At 69.6% G+C, this 26371-nt stretch carries 21 protein-coding genes; 14 read left to right on the top strand and 7 right to left on the bottom strand.

All coding sequences use genetic code 11. From position 1 onward, the window contains the following. Positions 1–53: 53 nt before the first annotated feature. The 4 genes from ACZ4N5_RS21380 to ACZ4N5_RS21365 all read left to right on the top strand — a co-directional run bounded on the left by ACZ4N5_RS21380 (position 54) and on the right by ACZ4N5_RS21365 (position 5657). On the top strand, positions 54–767 hold the full coding sequence (locus ACZ4N5_RS21380) for a VanZ family protein (RefSeq protein WP_467758639.1): 714 nt from the start codon (positions 54–56) through the stop codon (positions 765–767). Between the two features lie 136 nt (positions 768–903). Beyond that, positions 904–2151 carry a ricin-type beta-trefoil lectin domain protein gene (locus ACZ4N5_RS21375; protein ID WP_467758638.1) on the top strand — a complete coding sequence of 416 codons (1248 nt, stop codon included), beginning with the start codon at positions 904–906 and terminating at the stop codon, positions 2149–2151. Positions 2152–2586: 435 nt separating this feature from the next. Further along, positions 2587–4344, top strand: a complete 1758-nt coding sequence (locus ACZ4N5_RS21370; protein WP_467758637.1) for a cation:proton antiporter — start codon at positions 2587–2589, stop codon at positions 4342–4344. Beyond that, entirely contained in the window at positions 4341–5657 is a 1317-nt protein-coding gene (locus ACZ4N5_RS21365) for a DUF2254 domain-containing protein (protein WP_467758636.1), read from the top strand. Before ACZ4N5_RS21370 ends, ACZ4N5_RS21365 begins: the two co-directional genes overlap by 4 nt. A gap of 128 nt (positions 5658–5785) precedes the next feature. On the opposite strand, the gene ACZ4N5_RS21360 is transcribed toward ACZ4N5_RS21365, so the two are convergent. Continuing rightward, the gene (locus ACZ4N5_RS21360; RefSeq protein ID WP_467758635.1) at positions 5786–7609 is read right to left on the bottom strand and encodes a glycoside hydrolase family 15 protein; all 1824 of its coding nucleotides are present in this window, start codon (positions 7607–7609) and stop codon (positions 5786–5788) included. 485 nt (positions 7610–8094) lie between these two features. Here ACZ4N5_RS21360 and ACZ4N5_RS21355 point away from each other — a divergent pair, with 485 nt between their 5' ends. Beyond that, positions 8095–9525: a DUF2252 domain-containing protein gene (locus ACZ4N5_RS21355; protein WP_467758634.1), complete on the top strand. Its 1431-nt coding sequence runs from the start codon at positions 8095–8097 to the stop codon at positions 9523–9525. A gap of 113 nt (positions 9526–9638) precedes the next feature. Here ACZ4N5_RS21355 and ACZ4N5_RS21350 read toward each other — a convergent pair whose 3' ends face one another. Beyond that, positions 9639–11360, bottom strand: a complete 1722-nt coding sequence (locus ACZ4N5_RS21350) for an acyl-CoA dehydrogenase (protein ID WP_467758633.1) — start codon at positions 11358–11360, stop codon at positions 9639–9641. Positions 11361–11422: 62 nt separating this feature from the next. On the opposite strand from ACZ4N5_RS21350, the gene ACZ4N5_RS21345 reads away from it, so the two are divergent. From ACZ4N5_RS21345 to cydB, 3 genes are all read left to right on the top strand, one after another. Then, positions 11423–11695, top strand: a complete 273-nt coding sequence (locus tag ACZ4N5_RS21345; protein WP_467758632.1) for a hypothetical protein — start codon at positions 11423–11425, stop codon at positions 11693–11695. Positions 11696–11853: 158 nt separating this feature from the next. Then, on the top strand, positions 11854–13356 hold the full coding sequence (locus tag ACZ4N5_RS21340) for a cytochrome ubiquinol oxidase subunit I (protein ID WP_467758631.1): 1503 nt from the start codon (positions 11854–11856) through the stop codon (positions 13354–13356). Between the two features lie 26 nt (positions 13357–13382). Then, on the top strand, positions 13383–14423 hold the full coding sequence (gene cydB, locus ACZ4N5_RS21335) for a cytochrome d ubiquinol oxidase subunit II (RefSeq protein WP_467758630.1): 1041 nt from the start codon (positions 13383–13385) through the stop codon (positions 14421–14423). Positions 14424–14616: 193 nt separating this feature from the next. Here the strand turns inward: cydB and ACZ4N5_RS21330 are convergent, their stop codons facing one another. Next, positions 14617–14853, bottom strand: a complete 237-nt coding sequence (locus tag ACZ4N5_RS21330) for a hypothetical protein (RefSeq protein ID WP_467758629.1) — start codon at positions 14851–14853, stop codon at positions 14617–14619. Between the two features lie 255 nt (positions 14854–15108). Here ACZ4N5_RS21330 and ACZ4N5_RS21325 point away from each other — a divergent pair, with 255 nt between their 5' ends. Both ACZ4N5_RS21325 and ACZ4N5_RS21320 read left to right on the top strand, forming a co-directional pair. After that, complete coding sequence (locus ACZ4N5_RS21325; protein WP_467758628.1) at positions 15109–16128, top strand: PHP domain-containing protein; 1020 nt, start codon at positions 15109–15111, stop codon at positions 16126–16128. Between the two features lie 373 nt (positions 16129–16501). Beyond that, positions 16502–17461, top strand: a complete 960-nt coding sequence (locus ACZ4N5_RS21320; RefSeq protein WP_467758627.1) for an SDR family NAD(P)-dependent oxidoreductase — start codon at positions 16502–16504, stop codon at positions 17459–17461. A gap of 39 nt (positions 17462–17500) precedes the next feature. On the opposite strand, the gene ACZ4N5_RS21315 is transcribed toward ACZ4N5_RS21320, so the two are convergent. Together ACZ4N5_RS21315 and ACZ4N5_RS21310 are read right to left on the bottom strand one after the other, a co-directional pair. Further along, on the bottom strand, positions 17501–18334 hold the full coding sequence (locus ACZ4N5_RS21315; protein ID WP_467758626.1) for an alpha/beta fold hydrolase: 834 nt from the start codon (positions 18332–18334) through the stop codon (positions 17501–17503). A 201-nt stretch (positions 18335–18535) separates the two neighbouring features. Further along, a complete protein-coding gene (locus tag ACZ4N5_RS21310) occupies positions 18536–19858 on the bottom strand; it encodes an ROK family transcriptional regulator (protein ID WP_467758625.1) in 1323 nt (440 codons plus the stop codon). A gap of 168 nt (positions 19859–20026) precedes the next feature. Between ACZ4N5_RS21310 and ACZ4N5_RS21305 the strand changes: the two genes are divergently transcribed. From ACZ4N5_RS21305 to ACZ4N5_RS21290, 4 genes are read left to right on the top strand one after another with little or no spacing between them, the layout of a single operon-like run. After that, a complete protein-coding gene (locus ACZ4N5_RS21305) occupies positions 20027–21340 on the top strand; it encodes an ABC transporter substrate-binding protein (RefSeq protein ID WP_467758624.1) in 1314 nt (437 codons plus the stop codon). Between the two features lie 14 nt (positions 21341–21354). Then, a complete protein-coding gene (locus ACZ4N5_RS21300; protein WP_467758623.1) occupies positions 21355–22356 on the top strand; it encodes a carbohydrate ABC transporter permease in 1002 nt (333 codons plus the stop codon). A gap of 55 nt (positions 22357–22411) precedes the next feature. Continuing rightward, entirely contained in the window at positions 22412–23251 is an 840-nt protein-coding gene (locus ACZ4N5_RS21295; protein WP_467758755.1) for a carbohydrate ABC transporter permease, read from the top strand. Positions 23252–23286: 35 nt separating this feature from the next. Next, positions 23287–24645, top strand: coding sequence for a GH1 family beta-glucosidase (locus ACZ4N5_RS21290; protein WP_467758622.1), 1359 nt, complete (start codon positions 23287–23289; stop codon positions 24643–24645). Positions 24646–24650: 5 nt separating this feature from the next. On the opposite strand, the gene ACZ4N5_RS21285 is transcribed toward ACZ4N5_RS21290, so the two are convergent. Both ACZ4N5_RS21285 and ACZ4N5_RS21280 read right to left on the bottom strand, forming a co-directional pair. After that, complete coding sequence (locus tag ACZ4N5_RS21285; RefSeq protein ID WP_467758754.1) at positions 24651–25247, bottom strand: WD40 repeat domain-containing protein; 597 nt, start codon at positions 25245–25247, stop codon at positions 24651–24653. Positions 25248–25436: 189 nt separating this feature from the next. Next, on the bottom strand, positions 25437–26348 hold the full coding sequence (locus ACZ4N5_RS21280) for a DUF3626 domain-containing protein (RefSeq protein ID WP_467758621.1): 912 nt from the start codon (positions 26346–26348) through the stop codon (positions 25437–25439). Positions 26349–26371: the final 23 nt, after the last annotated feature.

Below are 26371 nucleotides of genomic sequence, written 5' to 3'. Positions count from 1 at the left end.
CCATCGGGGGTAAGCGGGCTGCACCAGAGAGCAGTTGAAAACGGGAGGGTCTCATGGTCCGTACCGCGTTGCGTGCTCGTGCCGCGAAAGCCGGTCGCCGGAAACCGGCGCCGAAGTCGGGATCGGAGCCGAAGTCGGAATCGGACCGGAAGAAGCCGGCGTCCAAGGCCGAGCGGAGCAAGCCGGCGTCGAAGGCCGACCGGGGCAAGGCGGCGTCGAAGGCGGAGCGGGGGAAGGCGGCGAGGTCGCGGTGGCTCTTCGGCCGCGGGACGCCGCCACCGGCTCCGGCGCCGGAGCGGGAGACCCGGGCCCTGGCACTGCCCTTCCGGCTGCTGGCCATGCTGCTCGCCTTCGCCGCCATGGTGGCGTTCGCCGTCGCGCTGGCCCGGCTGACACTGGAGCCCTCACCGGCGTCCACGGCCCTGATCCACGACAATCTTCACCCCGGACGCTCCCTGCGGGCCTATCTCGACCAGCCGGAGCTGCGCGACGCCGTCAAGCAGATCGGCGGGAACCTCGTGCTCGGGGTGCCCTTCGGCGTGCTGCTGCCCGTGGTGTTCCCGAAGACCCGCGGAATCCTGCGCGTCCTCGCACTCACCGCGGCGGTCATGCTCCTGGTCGAGCTCGTTCAGGGAGCGCTCATCACCGGACGTTCCTTCGACATCGACGACGTCATCCTCAACACGACCGGCGCGCTGGTGGGTTACCTGCTTCTGGGTCGGCGGCTCGGCCGGGCGGTGCACCCCAGGAAGCGTCTTCGCGCCTGAGGCAACCCCTCAACTGTTGGTCCGGACCAGAGTATTGACACCCCGTTACCTCACTCCTTAAATCAAGAGGCGAAGCATGCACCCCCCACCTCAGTCGGCCCACCCGCCCTAGGGAAGCCGTACGGAAATGAGAGTCATGGACTCCCCACGCCTGCTCCGAAGATGCCTCTTCGCCGCGCTGTTCGCCGCGCTCGTCGCCTCCGCCTCGGCCGTCGTCGCTCCCGCCCACGCGGGTCCGGCTGCGGCCACCGCGGCCGTGACGTTCGACGACACCTTCGACGGTCCCGCCGGTTCGGCCGTCGACTCCTCCAAGTGGCAGATGGAGACCGGCGACAACGTCAACAACCACGAACGGCAGTACTACACCTCGGGCAACAAGAACGCGGCGCTGGACGGCCAGGGCCATCTGGTGATCACGGCCCGCAAGGAGAATCCGGCCAACTACCAGTGCTGGTACGGCACATGCCAGTACGCGTCGGCCCGGATGAACACCTCCGGGAAGTTCACCACCGCGTACGGCCATGTCGAGGCCCGGATGAAGATCCCGCGCGGACAGGGCATGTGGCCGGCGTTCTGGATGCTCGGCAGCGACATCGGGCAGGTCGGCTGGCCGAACTCCGGTGAGATCGACGTCATGGAGAACGTCGGTTACGAGCCGTCCACCGTGCACGGCACGATCCACGGTCCGGGGTACTCCGGGTCCGCCGGTATCGGCGCCCCGTACTCCCTGCCGAACGGCCAGGCATTCGCGGACGCCTTCCACACCTTCGCGGTCGGCTGGGCACCGAACTCGATCAGCTGGTCGGTGGACGGAACGGTCTACCAGCGGCGGACGCCCGCCGATGTGGGCGGCAACACCTGGGTGTTCAACAAGCCGTTCTTCCTGATCCTCAACCTCGCGGTCGGCGGTTACTGGCCCGGCGACCCCGACGGCTCCACCGCCTTCCCGCAGCAACTCGTCGTCGACGAGGTGAAGGTGACGACGAGCGACAGCTCGGGCGGCACCGCCCGTCCGATCAAGGGCCTCGCGGGCAAGTGCGTGGACGTGGCCGGCGCCAACTCGGCCAACGGCACGCCCGCACAGCTCTACGACTGCAACGGCACCGGCGCCCAGCAGTGGACCGTGTCCTCGGACGGCACGATCCGCGCACTCGGCAAGTGCCTGGACGTCACCGGCAACGGTACGGCGGACGGCTCGACGGTCCAGCTGTGGGACTGCACCGGCGGCCCCAACCAGAAATGGACGGTCACCGCGGCTCACGACATCGTGAACCCGCAGGCCGACAAGTGTCTCGATGTCACGGGCAACAACTCGGCCAATGGCACCCGGCTCCAGATCTGGACGTGCGGCGGCGGAGCCAACCAGAAGTGGACGGTGGGATGAGGGACGGCTCGGGCGACGGAGCTCGTCGTTCGGGACACCCCTTTCTCCCCGTCAGTGGCCCGCGGCCGTCCCCAAGGACATAAGGCCGAGACAGACATCCGCTTGACTCCTCACTCGTTCGATCGTTGATCGAACGGCTCGCCGTCACGGCGAGGCGCCCCGGTGTGACCGTCGCTGACGGGACACCGGGGCTTCCGCGTTCACCCGCGTGGACGTCGCGGCTCACTTGATCAACCCACTTGTGGTTCCGCATGACGAGCACACTCCGTCCGGAGCCGATCACCCCGGACAACCCCGCCGTCGCGGCGGTCCACAGGGGGGCTCGCGGGGCCGATCGGGTGGTGGGAGACGCGTCCGGCTGCGACAGGCGGATGCGGGCCTTGTGGACGCGATTGAATCCCACGGGCCCCGAGCGTCAGAAGGAGGACGACCGCTGTGACCGACGAGGACATCCTCCTGGGTATCGCCCTGACCGTCGCCCTCGCCACGGGCTCGCAGATCCTGGCGAACAAGCTGCGTGTCCCCGCGCTGATCGTCCTCCTGCCGGTCGGATTCACGGCGGGCGCCCTGACCGACGTCATTCACCCAGCACGACTCATCGGCCCGGACTTCCCCGCGCTGGTCTCGCTGTCCGTCTCCGTGATCCTCTACGACGCGGGCCTCGGCCTGAACCTGCGCAACCTCACCGGCCGTACCCGCGGAATCGTCCTGCGACTGCTGATCATCGGCATCCTGGTCACGTTCCTCGCCGTGGGGGGTATCGGGCCGGCCTTGTTCGGCATCCCGCTCCGGGTGGCCGCGATGATCGGCATGATCCTCGTCGTGTCCGGTCCCACTGTCGTCGGTCCCCTGCTCGAATACGTCCGGCCGACGGACCGGCTGCGGCGCATCCTGATCTGGGAGGGAACGCTGACCGACCCGATCGGAGGCATCCTCGGAGCCGTCGTCTTCCACGCCGTCGCGACCTCTCACCGGATCGACCTCGGCCGGGGCTACCAGATCGGGCAGTTCCTCATCAGCATGGGCGTCGGCCTCGTCGGCGGGGCGGTGGGCACTGCCATCCTCTGGCTGACGCTGTACAAGCTGCGGCTCGGCGAAACACTGGGCACCCTCGCCCAGTTGGCGACGGTGATCCTCGTCTCCGCGGGCTGCGACATCGCCCGCGACGACACCGGTCTCATCGCCGCCATCTTCACCGGACTCGCCATCACCAACCTGCGGGGGATGGACATGCCGGCTCGCCGGCCCTTCCTCGAAACACTCGTGCAGATGATCATCGGCCTGCTGTTCATCTCCATCTCCTCCGCCGTCACGCCTGCCTCCGTGGTGCCCGTGCTCGTCCCCTCACTGATCCTGATCGCCATCCTCGTGCTCGTGCTCCGGCCGCTCATCGCATACGCCGCGGCCTGGGGTTCCGACCTGACGGTGGGCGAATGGGGCTTCATCGGGTGGATGGCGCCGCGCGGCATCGTCGCCGCCTCGACCGCGTCCGCCTTCTCCGCCACCCTCGTGGCGGAGGGACTGCCCGGCGCCTCCAAGATCCTGCCGATCACTTTCCTCGTGATCGTGGGGACCGTCCTGCTCTACGCTCTGACCGCCGCGCCCGTGGCCCGGAAGCTGGGCGTCGTCCGGTCGGCGCGGACGCGGCCGCTCCTGGTGGGCGGGGCCCCGTGGGTGATCGGCCTGGGGAAGGCCCTGGAGGCTGCCGGACTCGACGTCCTGATGTGGGCCGGGCTCGAAGAGGAGCGCGAGCGGATCACCACGGCAGGAATCGAACTCGCGCACGGGGAGATGCTCGCGACCGCGACCAACCCCCGCGCCCGCCTGGAGGGCGTGACGGCGGTCTTCCTGCTCACCGACGACGACGATTTCAACGCCCTCGCCTCCGTCGTCATCAAGGACAATGTGCAAGGGCCCGTCTACCGAGTGGGGCCGCCGCGGGACAGCCACGGCGTGGTCGCCCCCTACACCGGCGGCGACATCCTCTTCGGCCGCGCGCTCGTCCGGCACCACCTGGCGGCCCGCTACGAGCAGGGCGCCCGCTTCCACGTGCAGCCCGGATCCCGGCCGATCCCTTCGGACTACGACATCCTGTTCGTGGTCCGTGCCGACGGCCAGCTGGCACCGGTCACCGGGACGCAGACGATCACACCGCTGCCGGACGACACCGCCGTACTGATGGGCTCCGTATGATCTCCTGGGCCGCCCGCTTCCGGCTCCGGCAGTACGCCAAGGCGAGTCTGTGGATCGTCCCGCTGTTCGGGCTCGTGCTCGGCGTCGCCCTGGCCGAGGCGGCGTCCGCCCTGGACGGGGCATCCTGGCTGCCGAAGACCTGGGACTACTCCGCGTCGACCGCGAGCAGCGTCCTCAGCTCCGTGGTCGGCGCGATGATCGCGCTGCTCGGGTTCGTCGTCACCATCGGCGTCCTCGTCATCCAGCAGGCCACCGGCACCCTCTCACCGCGCTACATGCGGCTCTGGTACCGCGACCGGTTGCAGAAGGCCGTGCTCGCCACCTTCACCGGCACCTTCTCGTTCGCGTACACACTGCTGCGGAGCATCGAGACCAACTCGGTGCCCAACCTCGGCGTGACCCTCGCCGGTGTCGCCGTCTCCGTGAGCCTCCTGCTCCTGCTGATCTACCTCAACCGCTTCACCCACAACCTGCGGCCGGTGGCCATCGCAGACATTGTGGGACGGCAGGGCGAACAGGTCCTCGACCACGCTGCGGCACACGTACGGAGCAGCGCGGCACCCGACGGGGCACCGCGCACGGCAGGCCCGACGGCCCGCATCCGGTCGGAACGCGGCGGTGTCATCCAGGCGTTCGACGCACCCGGCATGGTCTCGCTCGCGGCGCGACACGACTGCGTCTTCGTGCTGGCCGCCTCCGTCGGCGACTTCGTGCCGCCCAGCGGCACCATCGTCGAGATCCACGGCGGTATGTCCGCGCCCGGCCCTCGCCGGGTGACCGGCCTCCTCGCCCTCGGTCCGGAGCGGACGATCGAGCAGGACCCGGCCTTCGCCCTGCGCATCCTGGTCGACATCGCCATCCGCGCCCTCTCCCCCGCGGTCAACGACCCCACCACGGCCGTCCAGGTGCTGAACCACATCGAGGCGTTCCTGCACGCCGTCGGACGCGCGGGAACCCGCAGCCACTACGTGCTCGCGGACGACCGCGGCAGGCCACGCGTCGTGCTGCCCGGGCGGCCGTGGGAGAACTACCTGGAGCTCGCCGTCACCGAGATCCGCGACTACGGTGCGACCTCCGTCCAGGTCTGCCGACGGCTCCGGGCCCTCCTCGAAGGTCTCATCGCTACGCTGCCGGCCGAGTGCGGGCCCGCCCTCCGCGCCGAACTCGGCCTCCTCGACGAAGCGGTCGAGAGAGAGTTCGGCGACGCCCCCCGCCGCGCCGACGCACGGACGGCCGACCCCCAGGGCATCGGGGGCCGGCACCGCCAGGAGGCGCCCCCGGACGCCTCACCGCCCGGCGAGCCCGGCCCGTAGAGCATCCACGGGGGAGTTCCTCACCGTGGATGCTCAAGACGCACTCTCCTGCCGACCGCTCGCCGATGGCGGGACTGGGGGCGGCCTCGGGGTCCGGCGCTCCCGGACCCGGCTGCCCGAGCTCCGCCTCAGCCATGCTGCCGCCGCCGGTCGATGGCCTCGTCCAGGGTCGACGCCGCCATGATGAGCGAAAGGTGGGTGAACGCCTGCGGGAAGTTGCCGAGTTGCTCGCCACTCGGGCCGATCTCCTCAGCGAACAGGCCGACGTGGTTGGCGTAGGTGTGCATCTTCTCGAAGGTGTAGCGGGCCGGGCGGATCCGTCCGGCGCGCGCCAGGGCGTCGACGTAGAGATAGGTGCAGAGGCTGAAGGTTCCCTCCGAGCCGCGCAGGCCGTCCGGGGAGGCGGCAGGGTCGTACCGGTACACGAGGCTGTCCGATACGAGCTTGCGCTCCATGGCGTCCAGGGTGGAGAGCCAGCCAGGGCTCTTCGCGGCGAGGAAACCCACGCGGGGGATCAGCAGGAGGGAGGCGTCGAGGACGTCCCCGCCGTAGTGCTGCACCAGGGCTTGTTCGGCCTGGCTCCAGCCCTTGTCCATCACCTGTTCCAGAATGCTGTCACGGGCGTTGCGCCAGCGCGGGATGTCGCCGGGCCGGCTCAGTTCCGTCGCCAGGCGCAGGCCCCGGTCGAAGGCGACCCAGCACATCACCCGGCTGAACGTGAAGTCGTTACGGCCTCCGCGCGTCTCCCAGACTCCCTCGTCCGGACGATCCCAGTTGTCGGACAGCCAGTCCAGCGTCCGGGCGAGTCCCTTCCAGCCGTGGAAGCCCAGCTCCTCGCTGACGTCCATGCCCTCAGCCATCGCGTAGAGGGCCTCGCCGTAGATGTCGAGCTGCAGCTGGTCGGCGGCGGCGTTGCCGGCCCGGACGGGGCTCGATCCCCGGTAGCCCTCCCAGTGGTCGAGGATCTCCTCGCTCAGGTGCGGGTCCCCGTCGACCCGGTACATGATCTGCAGGCGCTCACCGGGCAGGTCCGCCCGGTCGCGCATCCGCTCCCCCAGCCACTTGGTGAACGCCGACGCCTCCTCGGCGAACCCGAGGTCGAGCAGGGCCCGCACCGAGAGCGACCCGTCCCTCACCCACGAGTACCGGTAGTCCCAGTTGCGCTCACCGCCTACCTGTTCCGGCAGGCCCATGGTGGCGGCGGCGACCGGCGCTCCGGTCGGGTGGTAGGTGAGGAGTTTGATCGTGATGGCGGAGCGGTTCACCATCTCGGCCCAGCGCCCCCGGTAGCGGGAGGTGTGCAGCCACCCCTGCCAGAAGTCCACCTCATGCCACAACGCCTCTGTCGCGCCCTCGACCGTGAGCGGAGGCGGCGCCTCGCCGTCGGCGGCGCACGTGGTGAACACGGCGACGGCCGACTCGCCGATTCCGAGGGTGACCGCACCCTTCATGTCCTGCCCGTCCCGCGTCAGCGGGAAGGACGCCTGCAGATGACCCGCGATCCCGGGACCCCGGAACACCGCCCCCTGAGGCCGTAGATCCAGCTCATGGTCGGCCCGGCCGTAGTCGAACCGCGGCCTGCACTCCAGCAGGAACCGCACGGTGCCCCGCACCACGCGAATCACCCGCATCAGGCTGTGCCGGTCGGTGGGGGTGCGGCTGGTGTTCGCGGGCATCCAGTCGACGACCTCGCCGACACCCTCCGGCGACATGAACCTCGTGACCAGCACGCCGGTGTCCGGGTAGTAGAGCTGTTTGCACGTTACGTCCGAATGTTCCGGTGCCAGCCGGAAGTACCCGCCGCGGTCGTGGTCGAGCAGCGAGGCGAAAACGCTGGGCGAGTCGAACCTCGGCGAGCAGAACCAGTTCACCACGCCCTCGGAGGACACCAGGGCGGCGGTCTGGAGGTCGCCCACCAGACCATGGTTGGCGATGGGGGGATAGCGGTCCATGAAAGTCCATTCCAGGAGGTCTCGGCGCAGTCCACTCTCCGACAGGCCGCATACGGACGCCTCTCGGAGCCACGAACGGGCCAATCGGGCCGTGGCTGACGGCCCGCAGTACCCACGAGCCGGGATGCTCCGGAGTCCTGGGTGCCGCCTGCCTCCATTTCCGTCGCTCCACGGTGAGACGGCACTCCCGGGCGGGCCGTCCGTGCCAGGCCGCGGTCAGCCCGCCCGGTTGGACCCCGACCTTGATCCCGTGCGGGTCGAGCGGCCCGCGGCGCCTGCGCTGACCTCCCTTGCCCTCTGGCGCCGGGGTCGACCCGCGTTGCCGTGCGGGGTGCCCACGACGGATCTACCGTTGAAGTGAAGCCCTGCGCTCGCGGACCTTCGATGCTCCGCCCCACCTCGCGCACTCGGCGCCGGAAGCAAGCGCTCCGGCCGTCCTGTCCCGGGCGACCCCGGAGCCGCAGGGCCAGGCAGGAGAGCCTTCGATGCCAAAGAACGCGACCACCGCGATGCGTACGTCACCCCACGCGACACCCGCGGAGCGCGTGGCACTCGGCAAGGAGGCGCGGCGCCGCTCTCCACGGTCGGAACACGCGGTGTACAGGCCCGGCCCGAAGAGACGGGACCCGCTGGCGATCCTGGAGGAGCAGTCCGCGGCCCGGGTGCAGGAGTTGGTGCCGATCCGGTACAGCCGGATGACCGAGTCCCCGTTCCGCTTCTACCGGGGCGCCGCGGCGATCATGGCATCCGACCTGGCCGGCAGTCCCGTCTCGGGAATCAACGCCCAGTTGTGCGGAGACGCGCATCTGCTCAATTTCCGGCTGTTGGCCTCGCCGGAGCGGAAGTTGATGTTCGACATCAACGACTTCGACGAGACCTTGCCGGGCCCCTGGGAGTGGGACGTCAAACGGCTGTCGGCGAGCTTCGTCATCGCAGCCCGGGCGAACGGCCTCGACGACGACGAGCGCGCCCGCATCGTGAGCGGCACCGTGCGCTCGTACCGCGAAGCCATGCGCCGTTTCGCCGGGATGGGCAACCTCGACGTCTGGTACGCGAAGATCGACGCCGACCGCCTCAGGGACCTCACAACGGGCCAGCTTCAAAAGAGCGGGCAGAAGAAGCTCGACCACGCCCTGACGAAGGCCCGCTCGCGCGACGCCGTGCAGGTCTTCGACAAACTCACGCGCGAGGTCGACGGCCGACCGAGGATCGCACCGGACCCCCCGCTGCTGGTCCCCCTCACCGACCTGATGCCGGACACCGAACGCACCACGCTGGAGCGCCAGTTCCGAGGACTCATCGAGCGGTACGGGATCACGCTGCCGTCCGACCGGCGCTTCCTCCTGGACGACTACCAACTCGCGGACGTCGCCCGCAAGGTGGTCGGAGTCGGCAGCGTAGGCACCCGGTGCTGGATCATCCTGCTGCTCGGACGGGACGGCCGCGACCCGCTGTTCCTGCAGGCCAAGGAGGCCGACACCTCCGTCCTCGCCGACCACGTCGGAGCCAGCCAGTACCGCAACCAGGGCGAACGCGTGGTCGCGGGGCAGCGGTTGATGCAGGCGGCGAGCGACATCTTCCTCGGCTGGGAACGCGTGGACGGCGTCGACGGCAAGCGCCGCGACTTCTACGTCCGGCAACTGCGCGACTGGAAGGGCATCGCGATGCCGGAGACGATGTCGCCCCTTCAGCTGGAGACCTTCGGCAGCCTCTGCGGCCTCACCCTCGCCCGTGCGCACGCACGGTCCGGCGACCGGATCGCGATCGCCTCCTACCTGGGTAAGAAGGACTCCTTCGACCGTGCTCTGGTGACCTTCGCGGAGGCGTACGCCGACCAGAACGAACGCGACCACCAGGCACTCGTCGACGCCGTGAGGCAGGGGCGACTGCCCGCGGAGGAATTGCCGGCCCGTTGACGGCTCCCAGGACTCGATGCCGTCCCGCCGTCGTTCGCCGGCCGCGGACGGTCCGCCGCGTCGTCGGGCCCGCGGCCGCGGGTTCTTCGCGCGGCCGCGGGCCCCCGGGTGGGTCAGGGCTGCATCTCGTACGCGCCTGACAGCGCCTCGACCTGGGACCAGACGCGGGCCAGGCGCTCCGGGTCGACGACCGGGCGGCGGATGTGTGCCAGCGCCCAGGCGGCCTGGGCCTCGGTGGCGGCGGCCTTGCCGTGCAGATCGGTGGCGTAGCCGGAGAAGTCGCGGACCAGGACGGCGAAGATCTCGTCCAGCAGGTCCTCGTCCAGGCCGGTCAGCTCGGCCTCCTCCAGCACCAGCTGGCCGTAGACCACCAGGGCGAAGAGGTGGCCGAGAGCGAGGGAGAAGTCGAGGTCCCGCAACTGGGCCTTGTCGGGGGCGTGCTGGGAGAGCAGCTCGCACAGTCCGTCGGCCTGCTCCCGGAAGCGGGCGACGTTGGGCAGCGCGGCGAACCGGTCGTAGGCGATGCGCCAGTCCTGGAAACGGATGGCACCCAGGCCACGCGCCGGGCCCTGCCCGAACAGGAACGTGTCGTCCGCCGCGTCGAGGCGGGTGGGCACGGGCGCGTAATCGGCGGGCTGGAACAGGTAGTTGCCCATGAACTTCTGGATGAGGGCGAGGTTGACGTGGACCGTGCCCTCCAGCTTGGGCAGGCCGCGAATGTCCCGGCACGCCTTGTCGAAGTAGGTGTCCTTCTCGAAGCCCTTGGCCGCGATGACGTCCCACAGCAGGTCGATGACCTTTTCGCTCTCGGTGGTGACCTTCATCTTGGTCATCGGGTTGAAGAGCAGGTAGCGACGGTCGTCGGGACCGGCGGAACGGAAGTAGTCGGCGGCCCGGTCGCTGAAGAGCTTCATGGCGGCCAGCCGGACGTAGGCGTCGGTGAACTCGCGGCGCACGTGCGGGAAGTCGGTGACCGGGTTGCCGTAGAGGATGCGGTTGTGGGCGTGGGTGACCGCCTCGTACATGGCGTGCTCGCAGATGCCGACGCCCACCGTGCACAGGTTGAACTTGCCGATGTTGACGGTGTTGAGGGCGGCGTCGAAGGCGGCCTGGCCGGTGTGCATCACGTCCTCGGCGCGCACCGGGTAGTTCTCCAGGCGGAACTCGCTGACGAACATCTGCGAGTTCACTACGTTCTGCGTGAGGTGGTAGTCCGGGTGCCGGCTGTCGGCCGCGAAGAAGACGTAGCCGTCGGGGCCCTCGATGTCGGAGCGGCGGCCGAAGACGGAGACCAGTCCGGCGACGTTGCCGTTGCCGATGTAGTACTTGGAACCGTTGGCTCGGAAGCCGCCCTCGCCGTCCGGGGTGAGGACCATGTCCGTCTGATAGATGTCGGCGCCGTGGCTCTTCTCGGACAGGGCGAAGGCCATCACATGCCCCTCGGAGAGCAGTTGCGCCGCACGGGCGCGTGTCTCGGGGTTCGCGCTCTGCCACACCGGGCCGAGGCCGAGGATGGTGACCTGCCAGGTGTACCAGTAGTTGAGACCGTAGAAGCCGAAAATCTCGTTCAGGGCGGCGTTCCGGGCGGTGTCCCAGCGCTTGTTCTCATCGCCGGCGGCATCGGCGGACGGCGTGAGGAAGGTGGCGAACAGACCTTCCTTGGCAGCGAACTCCAGGAAGTCCGCGTACCAGGTGCGATCGATGTAGTCGCGCAGCAGTGCCTTCTTGCCGCGGGTCTCGAACCAGTCGATGGTGGCTCTCAGCAGGCGGCGGGTCTCCGGGTCGAAGTGCGTCGGGTCGTAGGTGCGCGGGTTGAAGAGCAGGGTGTTCGACATGGCAGTTTCCTTCTCGAATAAGAGGTTGCGGTATCCACCGGTGGTCCGGCGCGGGAGAGGACATGGTCGGGCACGCTAGCTGCGTCAGCTCGTACGCGATGCCGGCCGCGCAGCGCCATGTACCGCAGCGGCCGGTCCACATCCAGCGTCTCGGCATCGGCATCGGCATCGGCATCGGCATCGGCATCGGGGAAGTCTCGGCGCCCACCGGGATCACCGGGCTGGAGCGGTGTCGGGCCGTGGCCACTCGATACGACACACGGGGTGCAGGATTGCCGCTCGTGTCGAAGACCTCGGGGCTGTTGGCCAGGTTCACCCACACCATGATGCCCTGATCGTGAGCACGACATTGAACCGCGATTACTGGCGCGTACGCCGAACGGATGGCCCGGGGCGTCCGGGGGTGCGGCTTGTCGGCCGCCAGGGAACCAGTCTGTTTGTCTGGGTGGCTGGATCAGTGTGCGTTGCGGTGCGATGCGATGGGTGTGTGTGGATGAGTCAGCTGGACCTGGCGCGGTTGCAGTTCGCGATGACGTCGATCTACCACTTCCTGTTCGTCCCGGTGACCATCGGGCTGGCCCTGCTGACGGCCCTGCTCCAGACCGCCTGGTACCGAGGCGGTCAGGTCGCGTACCTGCGGCTGACGCGGTTCTTCGGGACCCTGCTGGTGATCAACGTCGCTGTGGGCGTGGTGACCGGCCTCGTCCAGGAGTTCCAGTTCGGGATGGACTGGTCGGGCTACTCCCGCACGGTCGGTGACGTGTTCGGTGCGCCCCTGGCGATGGAGGGCCTGGCCGCGTTCTTCCTGGAGTCGACGTTCCTCGGCCTGTGGATCTTCGGCTGGGACAAGCTGTCCAAGCGCGTCCATCTGGCGACGATCTGGGCGGTGGCGGGCGGCAGCGCGCTGTCGGCGCTGTTCATCATGGCCGCGAACTCCTGGATGCAGCACCCGGTCGGCTACAAGATCGACCCGTCCACCGGACGCCCGCAGCTCGACGACATCTGGGCTCTGTTCACCAACCCCGTCTTCCTCCGCGGCTATCTGCACGTCTTACTGGCCGCGCTGGTGACCGGCTCGATGGTCATGCTCTCCGTTTCCGCCTGGCAGCTGCGCAGGGTCCTGCGCGAGGACAAGGGCGGCGCCGAAGACGAGGCCCCAAAGGACGAGAGCGCCCCGGCCCAGGCCCAGGGCAAGGAGGAGGGCGAGGGCGACGGTGGGGGTGCCGCGGGCGCTGCGAAGGAGGCGGCCTCGGGGTTTCGGCTGTCGGCCCGCCTGTCGCTGATCGTCCTGGTGCCGTCCCTGCTGTTCGCCATGCTCGTCGGCAGTGAACTCGGTGTGACCGAGGGCAAGTACCAGCCGATGAAGATCGCGGCAGCCGAGGCGCAGTGGGAGACCTGCCAGCCCTGTTCCTTCTCCCTCTTCCAGATCGGCGGTGGCAACAACGACCAGACGCCCACCCAGATCCTGGAGATCCCGCACCTGCTCTCCCTGCTGGCCACCAACCACTGGAACGGCAAGGTCCTCGGCCTCAACGAGGTCAACAGCCAGTACCAACAGGCCTACGGTCCGGGCGACTACGTGCCCAACGTCTTCATCCAGTACTGGGCGATGCGTGTCATGGCCTACCTCGCCTCGCTCGCCCTCCTCCTCGGACTGTGGGGCCTGTGGCTGCTGCGGCGCGAACGGCTCACGCACGCACGCTGGTTCCTGAACACGGCGGTGTGGGCCGTAGTGCTGCCGTTCCTCATCAACACCTCCGGCTGGCTCCTCACCGAGAACGGACGCCAGCCCTGGATCGTGCAGGGCCTCCAGCTGACGAAGAACGGTGTCTCCTCCTCCGTCAGTACCACCGAAGTCGCCATCAGCATCCTGGCCTTCTTCCTCCTCTACGCCGCGATGGCCGTGATCGCCGCCGTGCTGATGACCCGCCACACGCGCAAGGGCACCGGCCCCCTGCACCAGGACGACCAGCCCGCATCCGAGATGACCTACTGAGGTCCCCAGCCGCCGGAAGGCCCGCGATGGCATTCACCACCCTCTGGTTCATCCTCGTCACCGTGCTGTGGACGGGCTTCTTCGTGCTGGAGGGCTTCGACCTCGGGGTCGGCATGCTCCACGGGCTGCTCTCCCGCGACGAATCGCACCGCCGGGCCGTGCTGCACACCATCGGACCGGTCTGGGACGGCAACGAGGTCTGGCTGATCACCGCCGGCGCCGCGATGTTCGCCGCTTTCCCGGGCTGGTACGCCACCCTGTTCTCCGGCTTCTACCTGGCACTTGTGCTCCTGCTGGCCGGACTCATCGTCCGCGGCGTCGCCATCGAGTACCGCGGTCGCGTCGAGGGCGCGCGATGGCGCCGGAACTGGACCGTCCTGCTGACCGCGGGCAGCGTGACCGTGCCCCTGGTGCTCGGCATCGCGCTCGGTGACCTGTTGCACGGCGTACCCATCGACCACGACCAGGAGTACGCGGGCACCTTCGCCGACCTGTTCACCGGCTACGGCGTCTTCACCGGGATCACTCTCACCGTGCTCTGCGTCCTGCACGGCGCGACCTTCCTCTCCCTGAAAACCAGCGGGGACATCCGCGAGAAGGCCCGCCGGCTGGCCCGGCTCACCGTCCTGCCCGCCGGCCTGGCGGTCCTCGCCTTCGTCTTCTGGACACGCTCACTCGCCAGCGGCGGCGTCCTCCTCAACCTCGCCGAACTCGCCGCCGTCGTGGCCGTCGCGGCCGCGGCCTGGCTGATCGTCAGCGGCCACGACGGCTGGGCCTTCGGCGCCACCACGCTCGCGATCGCCACAACCGTGGCATCGCTGTTCACCGAGCTCTACCCCAGGGTCATGGTCTCCAGCACGAGCAGCGCCTTCGACCTGACGGTCCACAACACCGCGTCCGGCGCCTACGCGCTCAAGGTCATGACCGTGGTCGTCCTCGTCCTGCTCCCCGTCGTCCTCTGCTACCAGGGCTGGACCTACCACGTCTTCCGGCAGAGGATCTCCGCCGACCAGTTCCCCGCTCCTGGACAACCTGCTGCGGCCTCCACGGCCCGGCCCGACCATTGACACCGGCTTCGGTCACCATTGACACCGGCTTCGGTCGGGGTGCGGCCGCCTGGGCAACCCCTGCCGGGCCCTTCACGCAGCCGGCCCGCAGCGACCCCACCCCTTCGCGCTGTACCGATCCTCGGACCGCGGCGCGCCTTGGGACCGGGGCGAGCCTTGGGACCGGCGCGGATCGCGGGCCGGAACGGCGGCGTCAGCGCGGATGCCAGGTGAGTTTGTCGCCGCCCACCCAGCGGACCACGTCGGGGTCGTCGAGATCGTGGACCGTGATGCCGTACGCCGCCGCGTACTCCAGGACGTCCGTGATCGCCTTCGCCTCGCCGACCATCTCGCCGTCGATCTCCATGATCCGGAACGGCGGCGTGCCCGGCTGCACCCCGAGCACCATGATCCGTGGGTGGGCGATGTGAGGGCTCGCGCTTTCGGTCATAGCTAGAGCGTAAAGCGGTTCCCGCTGTTCCCGCTGGTCAGCGGTGGAGCGCCGGAAGCCTGCCGCCCGCATCGCCCGGAACACGGCGGAGCAGCGGAAATCCGGGCGTTCGTCCAGCTGGGTGACGTGCCCGCCCCGCCCACCGGGGGACCCGGAACCGTCGCCGTGCCGGGCATCCGCCGTGCGGTCCGGCGACGGCTGGGCAACGCTGGAGGGAGCGTGCGGCGGCCGACGCGACCGCAGGGAGGAGTGCCGATGGACCCCGTCGAGGCCCTGGACCGGATCGCGTTCCTGCTGGAGCGGAGGCTGGCCCCCACCTATCGTGTCCGGGCCTTCCGTACCGCGCAGACCCTGCTCGCCGGGCTGCCCGCCGACGAGGTACGCGAGCGCGCCGCGACCGGGGCACTGGAGTCACTCAAGGGCATCGGCCCGAAAACCGCGCAGGTGGTGCGGGAGGCGCTGGCCGGTGAGGTGCCGGGCTATCTGGAGAAGGTAGAGCGGGAGTCCGCGGGGCCGCTCACCGAGGGCGGTGAGGGTCTGCGGGAGCTGCTGCGCGGGGACTGCCATCTGCACTCCGACTGGTCGGACGGTGGCAGCCCGATCGAGGAGATGGGTCGTACGGCGGCGCGGCTCGGCCACGAGTGGGCGGTGCTCACCGACCACTCGCCGCGGCTGACCGTGGCGAACGGCCTGTCGCCGGAGCGGCTGCGCGAGCAACTGGCGGTCGTCGCCGAGCTGAACGAACGCTGGGCCCCCTTCCGCCTGCTGACCGGCATCGAGTGCGACATCCTCGACGACGGATCGCTCGACCAGGAGCCGGAGTTGCTGGAACAGCTGGACGTGGTGGTCGTGTCCGTGCACTCCAAGCTGCGCATGGACGCGCGGCCCATGACCCGCCGGATGGTCGCCGCCGTACGCAATCCGCTCTCGGACGTGCTCGGGCACTGCACCGGGCGGCTGATCGGGGAGCGCGGCCGGCCCGAGTCCGAGTTCGACCCGGACGCGGTCTTCGCGGCCTGCGCGGAGACCGGCACGGCCGTCGAGATCAACAGCCGCCCGGAGCGCCTCGACCCGCCGCGCCGGCTGCTGCGCGAGGCGGTCGACGCGGGGGTCCTGTTCTCCCTGGACACCGACGCGCACGCCCCCGGACAGCTGGACTGGCAGATCTACGGCTGCGCGCGGGCCGAGGAGTGCGGGGTGCCCGCGGAGCGCGTCATCACCACGTGGTCCCTGGAGGAACTGCTCACCTGGGCCCGGACGCGGGAGACGCCGTGACGCACGTCACCGCCGGGGACGTGCTTCCGGGGAACACCCACAGGTAGTTACCCGTTGAACAAACCGTGGGTGCGGATGGGACAGTGTCCCCGGGCCTCACCTTTGCCCACAGGGACGATCGTCCGGCTGAAGCCCTGTGGAGCGTTTCGCCGAGAGGCGACCGCCATCGGTGCCCACCACAGACGACCCCGACCGAGATTCCCCCGTCCGGTCGGGGTCTTTCCCTTGCCCGGACCGAAGCGGACCGACCGAGCCGGATCAGACCGGACCAGACCGAAGCGAACCGGACCGGACCGGTTCCGCGGCCCGCCTTTCGCCGCGACGACCGTGTCCGCTTGACTTCGAGTCCACTCCAATTCGTAGCGTGCGAGGCATGAGCACCGCACAGCACAAGATCGGTTCGGGATTCGGCGCCCGAAGCACCGCCGACGACGTCCTCCACGGAATCGACCTCTCCGGCAAACTCGCGATCGTCACAGGTGGCTACTCGGGCCTCGGCCTGGAGACGACCCGGGCACTGGCCGAAGCGGGCGCCCGGGTCGTGGTCCCCGCGCGGCGCCCGGAGACCGCGCGCGAGGCGCTGGCGGACATCGACGGCGCCGAGACCGACGAGCTCGACCTCGGCGACCTGGAAAGCGTGCGCGCCTTCGCCGAGCGGTTCCTCGCCTCGGGCCGGGTCATCGACATCGTCATCGACAGCGCCGGCATCATGGCCTGCCCGGAGACCCGGGTCGGCCCCGGCTGGGAGGCCCAGTTCGCGACCAATCACCTCGGTCACTTCGCGCTGGTCAACCGGCTCTGGCCGGCGATCGAGCCGGGCGGGGCGCGGGTCGTGTCCGTGTCCTCCGCCGGCCACCACTACTCCGGCATCCGCTGGGACGACGTGCACTGGCAGACCGGCTACGACAAGTGGGAGGCCTACGGGCAGGCGAAGACGGCGAACGTGCTGTTCGCCGTGGAGCTCGACCGGCGCGGCCAGGAGTCCGGCGTACGGGCCTTCTCGCTGCACCCCGGCGGCATCCTCACCCCGCTCCAGCGGCACCTGCCCAAGCAGGAGATGGTCGAGCGCGGCTGGATCGACGAGAACGGCACGCCGCTGAACCCCGTGGGCTTCAAGACGCCCCAGCAGGGGGCGGCCACCCAGGTCTGGGCGGCGACCTCACCGCAGCTGGCCGGCATGGGCGGGGTGTACTGCGAGGACTGCGACATCGCCGAGCCCGCTCCGGCGGAAGGCGCCAGGGCCGGCGTACGTGACTACGCGACCGACCCCGAGCAGGCCGCCCGGCTGTGGGACCTGTCGGCGGAACTGACCGGGGTGAACGCCTTCGGGTGAGCCGCGCGGGCGCCAGGAGCATCAGTGGCGTCAGTGGCGTCAGGATCGTGACATGAACTCCCGCAGATCCGCGGTGAGTTGTTCGCGGTGGGTGGCGAACAGGCCGTGGCCCGCGTTCTCGTAGACCTTGAACGTGCTGTCGGGCAGCAGCTCCGCGGCCCGGCGGCCGGTCAGGTCCAGTGGCGCGGACGCGTCGTGCGTGCCGTGCACGACCAGTGCGGGCAGGTCGATCTTGGCCAGTTCGGACGCGACGTTCAGCGTGACGACGAGGTCGCCGAGGGCCGCTCCGGCGCGTGCGGTCGCACCGTGGCAGCGGTCGATCATGGATCGTACGTACGCCTCGGAGAGGTCGTTGCCGGGGAGGTCGAGGGCGAAGAACGCGCGGGCGCCGTCCTCGAAGAACGCGGCCCGGTCGTGGCGGAACGCCCGGTTGCCCGCCTCGACGCGTGCCGGGTCGACGCCTGCGGGATGGTCCGCGGACCGCGCGGGGCCCGGGGCCATACCGGCGACGAGCGCCACCCTCGCCACCCGCTCGACGCCGTGCCGGGTCAGGCAGCGGACGATCTCGGCGGTCCCGATGGAGTGCCCGACCAGGGTGACCTCCCGCAGATCGAGGTGCCGGAGCAGCCCGTCGAGGTCGTCGGCGAGGCTGTCGAGGTCGAAGCCTCCCCAGACGTCGTCGGAGCGGCCGTGCCCCCGCCGGTCGAACCCGACGCACCGGTAGCCGGCGTCGGCGAGCGGCAGCATCTGGTACTCCCACATCTCCGTGCCGAAGTAGGAGCTGTTGACGAACACGACCACCTGGCCGGTGGCGGGACCGTAGTCGACGAAATGCAGTCGGGTGCCGTCGACGGGGCTCGCGAAATACGGCATGGGGTCCTCCCGAAATCCGGTGGTGCGACGGGCGAGTCGCTGTGCCCTTCATGGTTCCGGGAGCCCGTGACGCCGTCGATTACCTCGGACGTCATCGGACGTCATCGGACATCGTCGTCGTCGGACCTCATCGGACGTCATGCGGGCGCGCGGGACGGCGTCCGGTGCGCGGTCCGGCGCGGCGTCCGTTGCCGGCGAGGGTCAGTGCGGCGCCCGGTCCTCCAGTGCCGTGCGCCATGCGGGAGACGGGCCCGTCGGCGCGGGCTCCGCGCGCCGGCCGCCGCGCGCGAAGAAGTCGGCCAGCGGCAGGATCGCGGCGCCGACCGTGACGGCGTCGGGGCCGAGACGGCCGAGGTCGATGGTGACCCGCTCGGCGGGATAGCGCAGGGCGTACGAGGAGGCGTACCGGCGGACGGCGGGCAGGAAGCGGGAGCCGAGCTGGAGGCCGGCCCAGCCGCCGATGAGGATGCGCTCGGGCTGGAAGAGGTTGATCAGGTCGGAGAGGCCCGCGCCCAGGTACTCGGCGGTCTCCTCCAGGACGGCGAGCGCGATGCGGTCGGGCTCGGTGCCCTCGGGCGGGTAGGCGGCCGCGAGCATCGCGGTGAGCGCGGTCTCCTCGTCGGTGCCCTCCGGGGGACGCCCGCCCTCCTCGCGCCAGCGGTCCAGGAGTGCCTCCGCGCCCGCGTAGGCCTCCAGGCAGCCGAGGGCGCCGCAGCGGCAGCGGCGGCCCCTGACCCGTACGGTCAGATGCCCCCATTCGACCGACCGGCCGTTCTCCACCTCCTCGGTGACGAGACAGGCGCCGACGCCGGAGCCGAAGAGCACGACGACCGCGTTGCGGGCGCCGCGTCCCGCGCCGAACCACATCTCGGCCTGGCCGAGGGTGCGGGCGCCGTTGTCCGCGAAGTACGGGACGTTGTCGGGGAGTTCGCAGGCGGAGCGGAGCAGGGACTCCAGCGGGACGGCGTCCCAGCCGATCGTCTGGCCGTGCACGACCGCGCCGCGCTCGGGGGTGCGGGCGACGATCCCGGGCACTCCGATGCCGACGCCGAGGAGCTGCCCGGGGGCGACGTCCGCCTCGGCGAGGACCTCGGCGATGCCGTCGCGGATGTGGCCGACGATGACGTCGACGTCGTACTCCTGGCGCCGGAGCGGCCGGTCGGCCTCGTACCCCTGGTGCTCCAACGGCCTTTCGGTGCGGGCGAGTTCGGTGAGGGTCAGGTCGAACAGCTCGATGCGGACGCGGGTTTCGCCGACGTCGACGCCGATCATGTGACCGCTGCCGGGCACCACCCGCAGCAGGGTGCGGGGTCGGCCGCCGTCGGAGTCGACGCTTCCGGCCTCCTCGACGAGCCCGTCGGCGACGAGTTCGGCGACCACGTTGCTGATGGATCCGGAACTCAGCCCGGTGGCGGGACCGAGCTCGTAGCGGCTCATCGGCCCGTCGAAATACAACCGTTGTAGTACGGCGGTGCGATTGCCCCGCCGCAGGTCACGCACTGTCCGCCCGTTCCGCCCCGCCATGTGATGTCCCTTCCGGCCTGCCCGACCTGCAAGATACCCCTGCGCGATCCCTTGACGCGACTTTCTTCCGGGTCTTAACTCACGTCCTAAATTAAGCCATGAGGATCGTTCGGGAAGTGAATGCGGACGCTCCTCATGGCTCCCTCCGGGAAAGGGACATAAGCAGCCATGCGCAGAATCCGAGCCGCGGCCGCAGGTGCGGTCACCATCTCTCTGCTGACCGCCGCGACCGCCTGTGGCGGCGGCTCGTCGAGCGACGGGTCCAACGCCTCGCCGAAGACGCTCACGTACTGGGCGTCCAACCAGGGCGCCAGCATCGAGATCGACAAGAAGGTCCTCGCGCCCGAGCTCGCCAAGTTCGAGAAGGACACCGGCATCAAGGTGAAGCTGGAGGTCGTTCCCTGGACCGACCTGCTGAACCGGATCCTCACGGCCACCACCTCCGGTCAGGGCCCCGACGTCCTCAACATAGGCAACAGCTGGAGCGCCTCCCTGCAGGCCACCGGCGCGCTGCTGCCGTGGGACGCGAAGAACTTCGCCAAGATCGGCGGCAAGGACCGCTTCGTCGACTCCGTGCTCGGCTCCACGGGCGCCGAGGGCAAGGACCCCGCCGCGGTTCCGCTGTACTCGATGTCGTACGCGCTCTACTACAACAAGAAGATGTTCGCCGACGCCGGCATCGCCAACCCCCCGGCGACCTGGGACGAGCTGATCGCCGACGGCAAGAAGCTCTCTAAGGGCGGCAAGTGGGGCCTCGGCGCGGAGGGGTCGAACCCCGCGGAGAACATCCACCACGCCTTCGTCTTCGCCAAGCAGCACGGCGCCGACTTCTTCACCGCCGACGGCAAGGCCGACTTCACCAGTGACGGGGTCGTCTCCGCGGTCAAGCAGTACGTCGACCTGATGGCGAAGGACAAGATCATCGCCCCGGGCAACGCCGAGTACGCGCAGAACCAGTCCGTGAGCGACTTCGCCAAGGGCACGAACGCGATGCTGCTGTGGCAGTCCGCGGCCGCCAACCTCAAGTCGCAGGGCATGAGCGATGACGCGTACGGCATCGCCCCGGTGCCCGTGCAGTCCGGCACCCCGGGCACGGGCGCAAACGTCAACTCGATGGTCGCGGGCATCAACGTCGCGGTGTTCAAGAACAGCAAGAACCTCGACGGCGCCACGAAGTTCGTGAAGTTCCTGACCAGTGACGCCGAGCAGAAGATCCTCAACGAGGCGTACACCACGATCCCGCCGATCAAGAGCGCCCAGACGGACACCGCGTTCGACTCCCCCTCGAACACGGTCATCAAGGAGACCCTGGCCAAGAGTGCCGCCTCGCTGCCGCAGGTCGCCGACGAGTCGCAGTTCGAGACCGCGGTCGGTACGGCCATCAAGGGTCTGTTCGCCGACGCCGCCGGCGGACGCGCGGTGACCACGGCGTCGGTGAAGGCGGCGCTCGAGAAGGCCCAGCAGCAGATGCCGAAGAAGTGAGTGCGGACACCGCCATGACCACCACGACCGCCGCCTCCGCCGAATCCGGCGAGCGGACGGTGCGCAAGAGCTCCCCCGGTGCGGCGCGCGGCCCGCGCCGCACCGGGCGGATCAAGCGCATCGGACTCCCCTACCTGCTGCTCCTGCCCGCGCTGGTGCTCGAACTCCTGGTCCACCTGGTGCCGATGGTGATCGGCATCGTGATGAGCTTCAAGGAGCTCACGCAGTTCTACATCCGCGACTGGGGCACGGCGCCCTGGGCCGGCTTCGACAACTACTCGGTGTCGGTGCACTTCGACGAGCCCGTCGGCAAGGCGCTGCTGCACTCCTTCTTCGTCACCATCGGCTTCACGCTGCTCTCGGTCGGCCTGTGCTGGCTGATCGGCACGGCGGCCGCGATCTACATGCAGGACAACTTCGTGGGGCGCGGTGTGCTGCGGGCCCTGTTCCTGGTGCCGTACGCGCTGCCGGTGTACGCGGCCGTGATCACCTGGGTGTTCATGTTCCAGCACGACAACGGCCTGGTGAACCATGTCCTGCACGACCAGCTGCACCTCACCGACAAGCCGTCCTTCTGGCTGATCGGCGACAACAGCTTCTACGCGCTGCTCGTGGTGTCCGTGTGGAAGGGCTGGCCGTTCGCCTTCCTGATCGTCATGGCGGGCCTGCAGAACATCCCGGGCGAGCTCTACGAGGCGGCCGCCCTCGACGGCGCCGGTCTGTGGCAGCAGTTGCGCCGCATCACCCTGCCGTCGCTGCGGCCGGTCAACCAGGTGCTGGTGCTGGTGCTGTTCCTGTGGACGTTCAACGACTTCAACACGCCGTTCGTCCTGTTCGGCAAGACCGCCCCGGACGCGGCGGACCTGATCTCGGTCCACATCTACCAGGCGTCCTTCGTCACCTGGAACTTCGGTACCGGCTCGGCGATGTCCGTGCTGCTGCTGCTCTTCCTGCTCGTCGTGACCGGCGTCTACCTGCTGCTGACCTCCCGGGGAAGGAAGACGGCCGATGTCTAGCACCTCCACCACCATCCGTTCGGCCACCGCCCGGTCGGCCACCCCCCGCTCGCCGATGGCTCCGCCGCGGTCCTTCCTGTGGTCCCGGCGGATCTTCCTCACCCTGCTGACCGGCTTCGTCCTGGTGCCCGTCTACGTCATGGTCTCCAGCTCGCTGAAGCCGCTCGCGGATGTCTCGGGGAAGTTCCGCTGGGTGCCGAGCGGCCTGACGCTGCGGCCGTACATCGACATCTGGTCGACGGTGCCGCTGGCGCGCTACTTCGTGAACTCGCTGATCGTGGCGGGCGCGGCCACGGCCTGCTCGGTCGTGATCGCCGTCTTCTCCGCCTACGCCGTCAGCCGCTACGACTTCCGCGGCAAGCGGGTCTTCACGGTCACCGTGCTGTCGACCCAGATGTTTCCGGGCATCCTCTTCCTGCTGCCGCTGTTCCTGCTCTACGTCAACATCGGCAACGCCACCGGGATCGCGCTGTTCGGCTCGCGCGGAGGTCTGATCCTCACGTATCTCACCTTCTCGCTGCCGTTCTCGATCTGGATGCTGATCGGGTACTTCGACTCGGTGCCGCGCGATCTCGACGAGGCGGCCCTGGTGGACGGCTGCGGGCCGCTCGGCGCGCTCTTCCGTGTCGTCGTTCCGGCCGCGATCCCCGGCATCGTCGCGGTCGCCGTCTACGCCTTCATGACCGCCTGGGGCGAAGTGCTGTTCGCGTCGGTGATGACCAACGACACCACCCGCACACTCGCCGTCGGGCTGCAGGGCTACTCCACGCTCAACAACGTGTACTGGAACCAGATCATGGCCGCCTCGCTCGTCGTCAGCGTCCCCGTGGTGGCCGGCTTCCTGCTGCTCCAGCGCTATCTCGTCGCCGGTCTCACGGCGGGAGCCGTCAAGTGAGCCATCCCAACCCCATTGATGACGAAGGGACTTCAGTGACCATCGACCTTGCCGCCCTCCCCGAGGACTTCCTGTGGGGCACGGCCACGTCGGCCTACCAGATCGAGGGAGCAGTCGCCGAGGACGGTCGCTCCCCCTCCATCTGGGACACCTTCTCGCACACCCCCGGCAAGATCGACAACGGCGACGACGGGGACGCCGCCTGCGATCACTACCACCGCTGGCGCGAGGACGTCGGGATCATGCGCCAACTCGGGACCAACGCCTACCGGTTGTCGATCGCCTGGCCACGGGTGATGCCGGGCGGCGACGGCCCGGTCAACGCCAAGGGGCTCGACTTCTACGACGCGTTGATCGACGGTCTGCTGGAGGCGGGCATCACGCCCTCGGTCACCCTCTACCACTGGGACCTGCCGCAGGTGCTCCAGGACCGGGGCGGCTGGCCGGCCCGTGACACGGCGCACCACCTCGCCGCCTACGCGTCGGTCGTCGCGGAGCGGCTCGGTGACCGCGTGCAGCACTGGACCACTCTCAACGAGCCGCTGTGCTCGGCCTGGATCGGCCATCTGGAGGGGCGGATGGCCCCGGGCCTGACCGACCTCACGGCCGCGGTCCGCGCCTCGTACCACCTCCTGCTCGGCCACGGCCTGGCCACGCAGGCGATCCGCGCCGCGGCACCCGGTGCCCGGATCGGCATCGTCAACAACCTGTCCAGCATCGAGCCGAACACCGACCGTCCTGAGGACGTCGCGGCGGCGAAGCGGCTGGACGGGCACACCAACCGCTGGTGGCTCGACCCGGTGCACGGCCGCAGCTTCCCCGCCGACATGGTCGAGGTCTACGGGGTCGAACTCCCCGAGGTCGCCGGTGACCTGGAGACGATGGCCGCGCCGCTGGACTGGCTGGGGCTCAATTACTACTTCCCGTCCAGCGTGGTGGACGACCCGACCGGTCCGGCCCCGCACGTGCGTACGGTCAGCCGGCCCGGCGTGCCGCGCACCGGGATGGACTGGGAGGTCGAGGCCGCCGGTATCGAGCGACTGCTGCTCAGGCTGACGAACGAATACGGCGCCCGCAAGCTGTACGTTACGGAGAACGGCTCCGCCTATCCCGACGTCGTACGCCCCGACGGCACCGTCGAGGACCCGCAGCGCGTCGCGTATCTCGAACAGCACCTGTCGGCCTGCGCCTCGGCGGCCCGCAAGGGCGTTCCGCTGGCCGGCTATTTCGCGTGGTCGCTGCTGGACAACTTCGAGTGGGCCTACGGCTACGACAAGCGGTTCGGGCTGGTGCACGTCGACTACAAGACACAGAAGCGGACGATCAAGGGCAGCGGTCACCGGTACGCGGAGATCGTCCGCGAGCACCGCGGGAGCGCGAGCAAGGCGGCCTGACGGGATCACCGGGGCGCGCGTCCGACATCGAACGCCCCGGCCGGTCCGCTCTCGTTGAGGGCCCGGTGACGGCGGGGCCGGGACGGCCCCGCCGTCAGTCCGACGGGCACACGGGTCCCCTGACTCGTCGTGGTAGGCCGCGCGTTCGTCCGCGGTGAGGTCACGGTTGAAGGTATGGCAGATCTGCTTGATCGCCTGGGCGGGTTCGAGGGAGGTATTGACCTCCCACAGCCGTGCTGTCTCGTTGGACCCGTCGGCGTGGCGAGGGTGCGCCCGTCAGGACTGAACGTCAGCGAGTAGATTCCCTCGACGTTGAAACTGGTGCGGACCTTGCCGGTGGTCCCGTCCCACAGCCGTACTGTCTCGCTGTACGCGCCGGTGTCGGCGGTGTCGGCGGTGGCGAGGGTGCGGCCGTCGGGACTGAACGCCACCGCATTCACCTCGCCGGTGTGTCCTGTGAGCGCGCTGCGCGACTTGCCGGCGACTGCATCCCAAAGACGAACGGTCTTGTCGGCGCTGGCGGTGGCGAGGGTACGGCCGTCACTTGCCCCACTCTGCCAGTCGGCCCACGGGGCCGCAGCCGACGGTCCGTCGGCGCACACGTCCTCGTCGCAACAGCCGGACGCGGGCGAGCCGTTCAGCCATCCCACGGAATCGTCCCAAGGGGACTGCCGTACAGAGGTGGTTTTCGGAGCCGTCACACGGAACGCGCCGTGGGCAAGCGGTGCTCCGTCTGCGGCGCCTGTCCCAGCCTCGGGCCGCTCCCCCTGTCCCCAACCGGCGGCCCGCACCTACCCACTGGGCGTCCTGACACCGGGGATCCGGCCTCTCGCCGCCGTGCCCGCCCCCTGAGGAGCGCCGAAGCGGGCGAGGCAGTGCCAGACCTTCTTCAGGTCCTGGGGGTCGTAGCGGCCGGTGCGGGCGGCGTCGCCGATGATCCGTGGGTCGAGGTGGCCGTCCTCGGCGATACGGGCGCCGAGCTCGACGTATTCGGGACCGCGGAAGTCGGGGTGCAGGCGCAACTCCTCGACTGCGAGCCGGTATCCGGGATGCCAGGCGACCGGGCAGGGCAGGAGACGCGCCGCGGCCTCGACGGGCGTGTCCCGGTAGGAGGCATCGAGGACCAGTGCCTCCATGTCCCGGGCGGCCACGACCTGTCCGTGCACCTGCGCCTCGATGTAGTCGTCGAGGGCGTCCCGGTCGTCCGCCTCGGCGGCCTCGATGAGGGACATCCCGGCCGCGACGCCGAACATGGACGGTTCGGCCGCGCTGTCGGGGTAGCAGAAAGTGGCCCGTAGGAGCGTCTGGCCGGTCAGCCGGAAGTGTGAGGAGCCGAACCGGGGTGCCGCGCCGACCGGTTGGCGGCGGAAGTCGAGCCCGCCGTAGACCGGGCGTTCGCCGGTGGGCGCGGTGTCGTAGGCCCCTCCGAAGATCCGGCTCTCCCAGCGCCACCGGTCGCCGCCGGGGTACGCGGTCAGTCCGCCGTTGCTCGTGCCCGTGACGAACTGCGAGCGGTACACACCGTCCTGGGCCAGCGCCTCCAGGATCGGAATCCCGCGCACGAGCCGGTCGGGATGGAAATTCAGGGTCAGCCGCAGCCCGGGAGCCAGTGCGGGCCCGGAGGACCGGGCCGCGACATGGCGCAGGGCCCGCTCCTGCGGCGTGGGCCCGTTCCGCGTCGCCGGAGTGTCCCCGAAATCCATTGGTTCCCCCTCATGGAACTAGG

The organism is Streptomyces sp. NPDC026500, from assembly GCF_055567635.1.
Note: the sequence above shows the minus strand (reverse complement) of the source record. Positions and strands in the feature narration are given on the sequence as shown.

Excerpts from the sequence above, each read along its gene's own strand:
- ACZ4N5_RS21380 (WP_467758639.1), top strand. The coding sequence starts at position 54 with ATGGTCCGTACCGCGTTGCGTGCTCGTGCCGCGAAAGCCGGTCGCCGG.
- ACZ4N5_RS21375 (WP_467758638.1), top strand. The coding sequence starts at position 904 with ATGGACTCCCCACGCCTGCTCCGAAGATGCCTCTTCGCCGCGCTGTTC.
- ACZ4N5_RS21365 (WP_467758636.1), top strand. The coding sequence starts at position 4,341 with ATGATCTCCTGGGCCGCCCGCTTCCGGCTCCGGCAGTACGCCAAGGCG.
- ACZ4N5_RS21360 (WP_467758635.1), bottom strand. The coding sequence starts at position 7,609 with ATGGACCGCTATCCCCCCATCGCCAACCATGGTCTGGTGGGCGACCTC.
- ACZ4N5_RS21355 (WP_467758634.1), top strand. The coding sequence starts at position 8,095 with ATGCCAAAGAACGCGACCACCGCGATGCGTACGTCACCCCACGCGACA.
- ACZ4N5_RS21350 (WP_467758633.1), bottom strand. The coding sequence starts at position 11,360 with ATGTCGAACACCCTGCTCTTCAACCCGCGCACCTACGACCCGACGCAC.
- ACZ4N5_RS21345 (WP_467758632.1), top strand. The coding sequence starts at position 11,423 with ATGGTCGGGCACGCTAGCTGCGTCAGCTCGTACGCGATGCCGGCCGCG.
- ACZ4N5_RS21340 (WP_467758631.1), top strand. The coding sequence starts at position 11,854 with ATGAGTCAGCTGGACCTGGCGCGGTTGCAGTTCGCGATGACGTCGATC.
- cydB (WP_467758630.1), top strand. The coding sequence starts at position 13,383 with ATGGCATTCACCACCCTCTGGTTCATCCTCGTCACCGTGCTGTGGACG.
- ACZ4N5_RS21330 (WP_467758629.1), bottom strand. The coding sequence starts at position 14,853 with ATGACCGAAAGCGCGAGCCCTCACATCGCCCACCCACGGATCATGGTG.
- ACZ4N5_RS21325 (WP_467758628.1), top strand. The coding sequence starts at position 15,109 with ATGGACCCCGTCGAGGCCCTGGACCGGATCGCGTTCCTGCTGGAGCGG.
- ACZ4N5_RS21320 (WP_467758627.1), top strand. The coding sequence starts at position 16,502 with ATGAGCACCGCACAGCACAAGATCGGTTCGGGATTCGGCGCCCGAAGC.
- ACZ4N5_RS21315 (WP_467758626.1), bottom strand. The coding sequence starts at position 18,334 with ATGCCGTATTTCGCGAGCCCCGTCGACGGCACCCGACTGCATTTCGTC.
- ACZ4N5_RS21310 (WP_467758625.1), bottom strand. The coding sequence starts at position 19,858 with ATGGCGGGGCGGAACGGGCGGACAGTGCGTGACCTGCGGCGGGGCAAT.
- ACZ4N5_RS21305 (WP_467758624.1), top strand. The coding sequence starts at position 20,027 with ATGCGCAGAATCCGAGCCGCGGCCGCAGGTGCGGTCACCATCTCTCTG.
- ACZ4N5_RS21300 (WP_467758623.1), top strand. The coding sequence starts at position 21,355 with ATGACCACCACGACCGCCGCCTCCGCCGAATCCGGCGAGCGGACGGTG.
- ACZ4N5_RS21295 (WP_467758755.1), top strand. The coding sequence starts at position 22,412 with ATGGCTCCGCCGCGGTCCTTCCTGTGGTCCCGGCGGATCTTCCTCACC.
- ACZ4N5_RS21280 (WP_467758621.1), bottom strand. The coding sequence starts at position 26,348 with ATGGATTTCGGGGACACTCCGGCGACGCGGAACGGGCCCACGCCGCAG.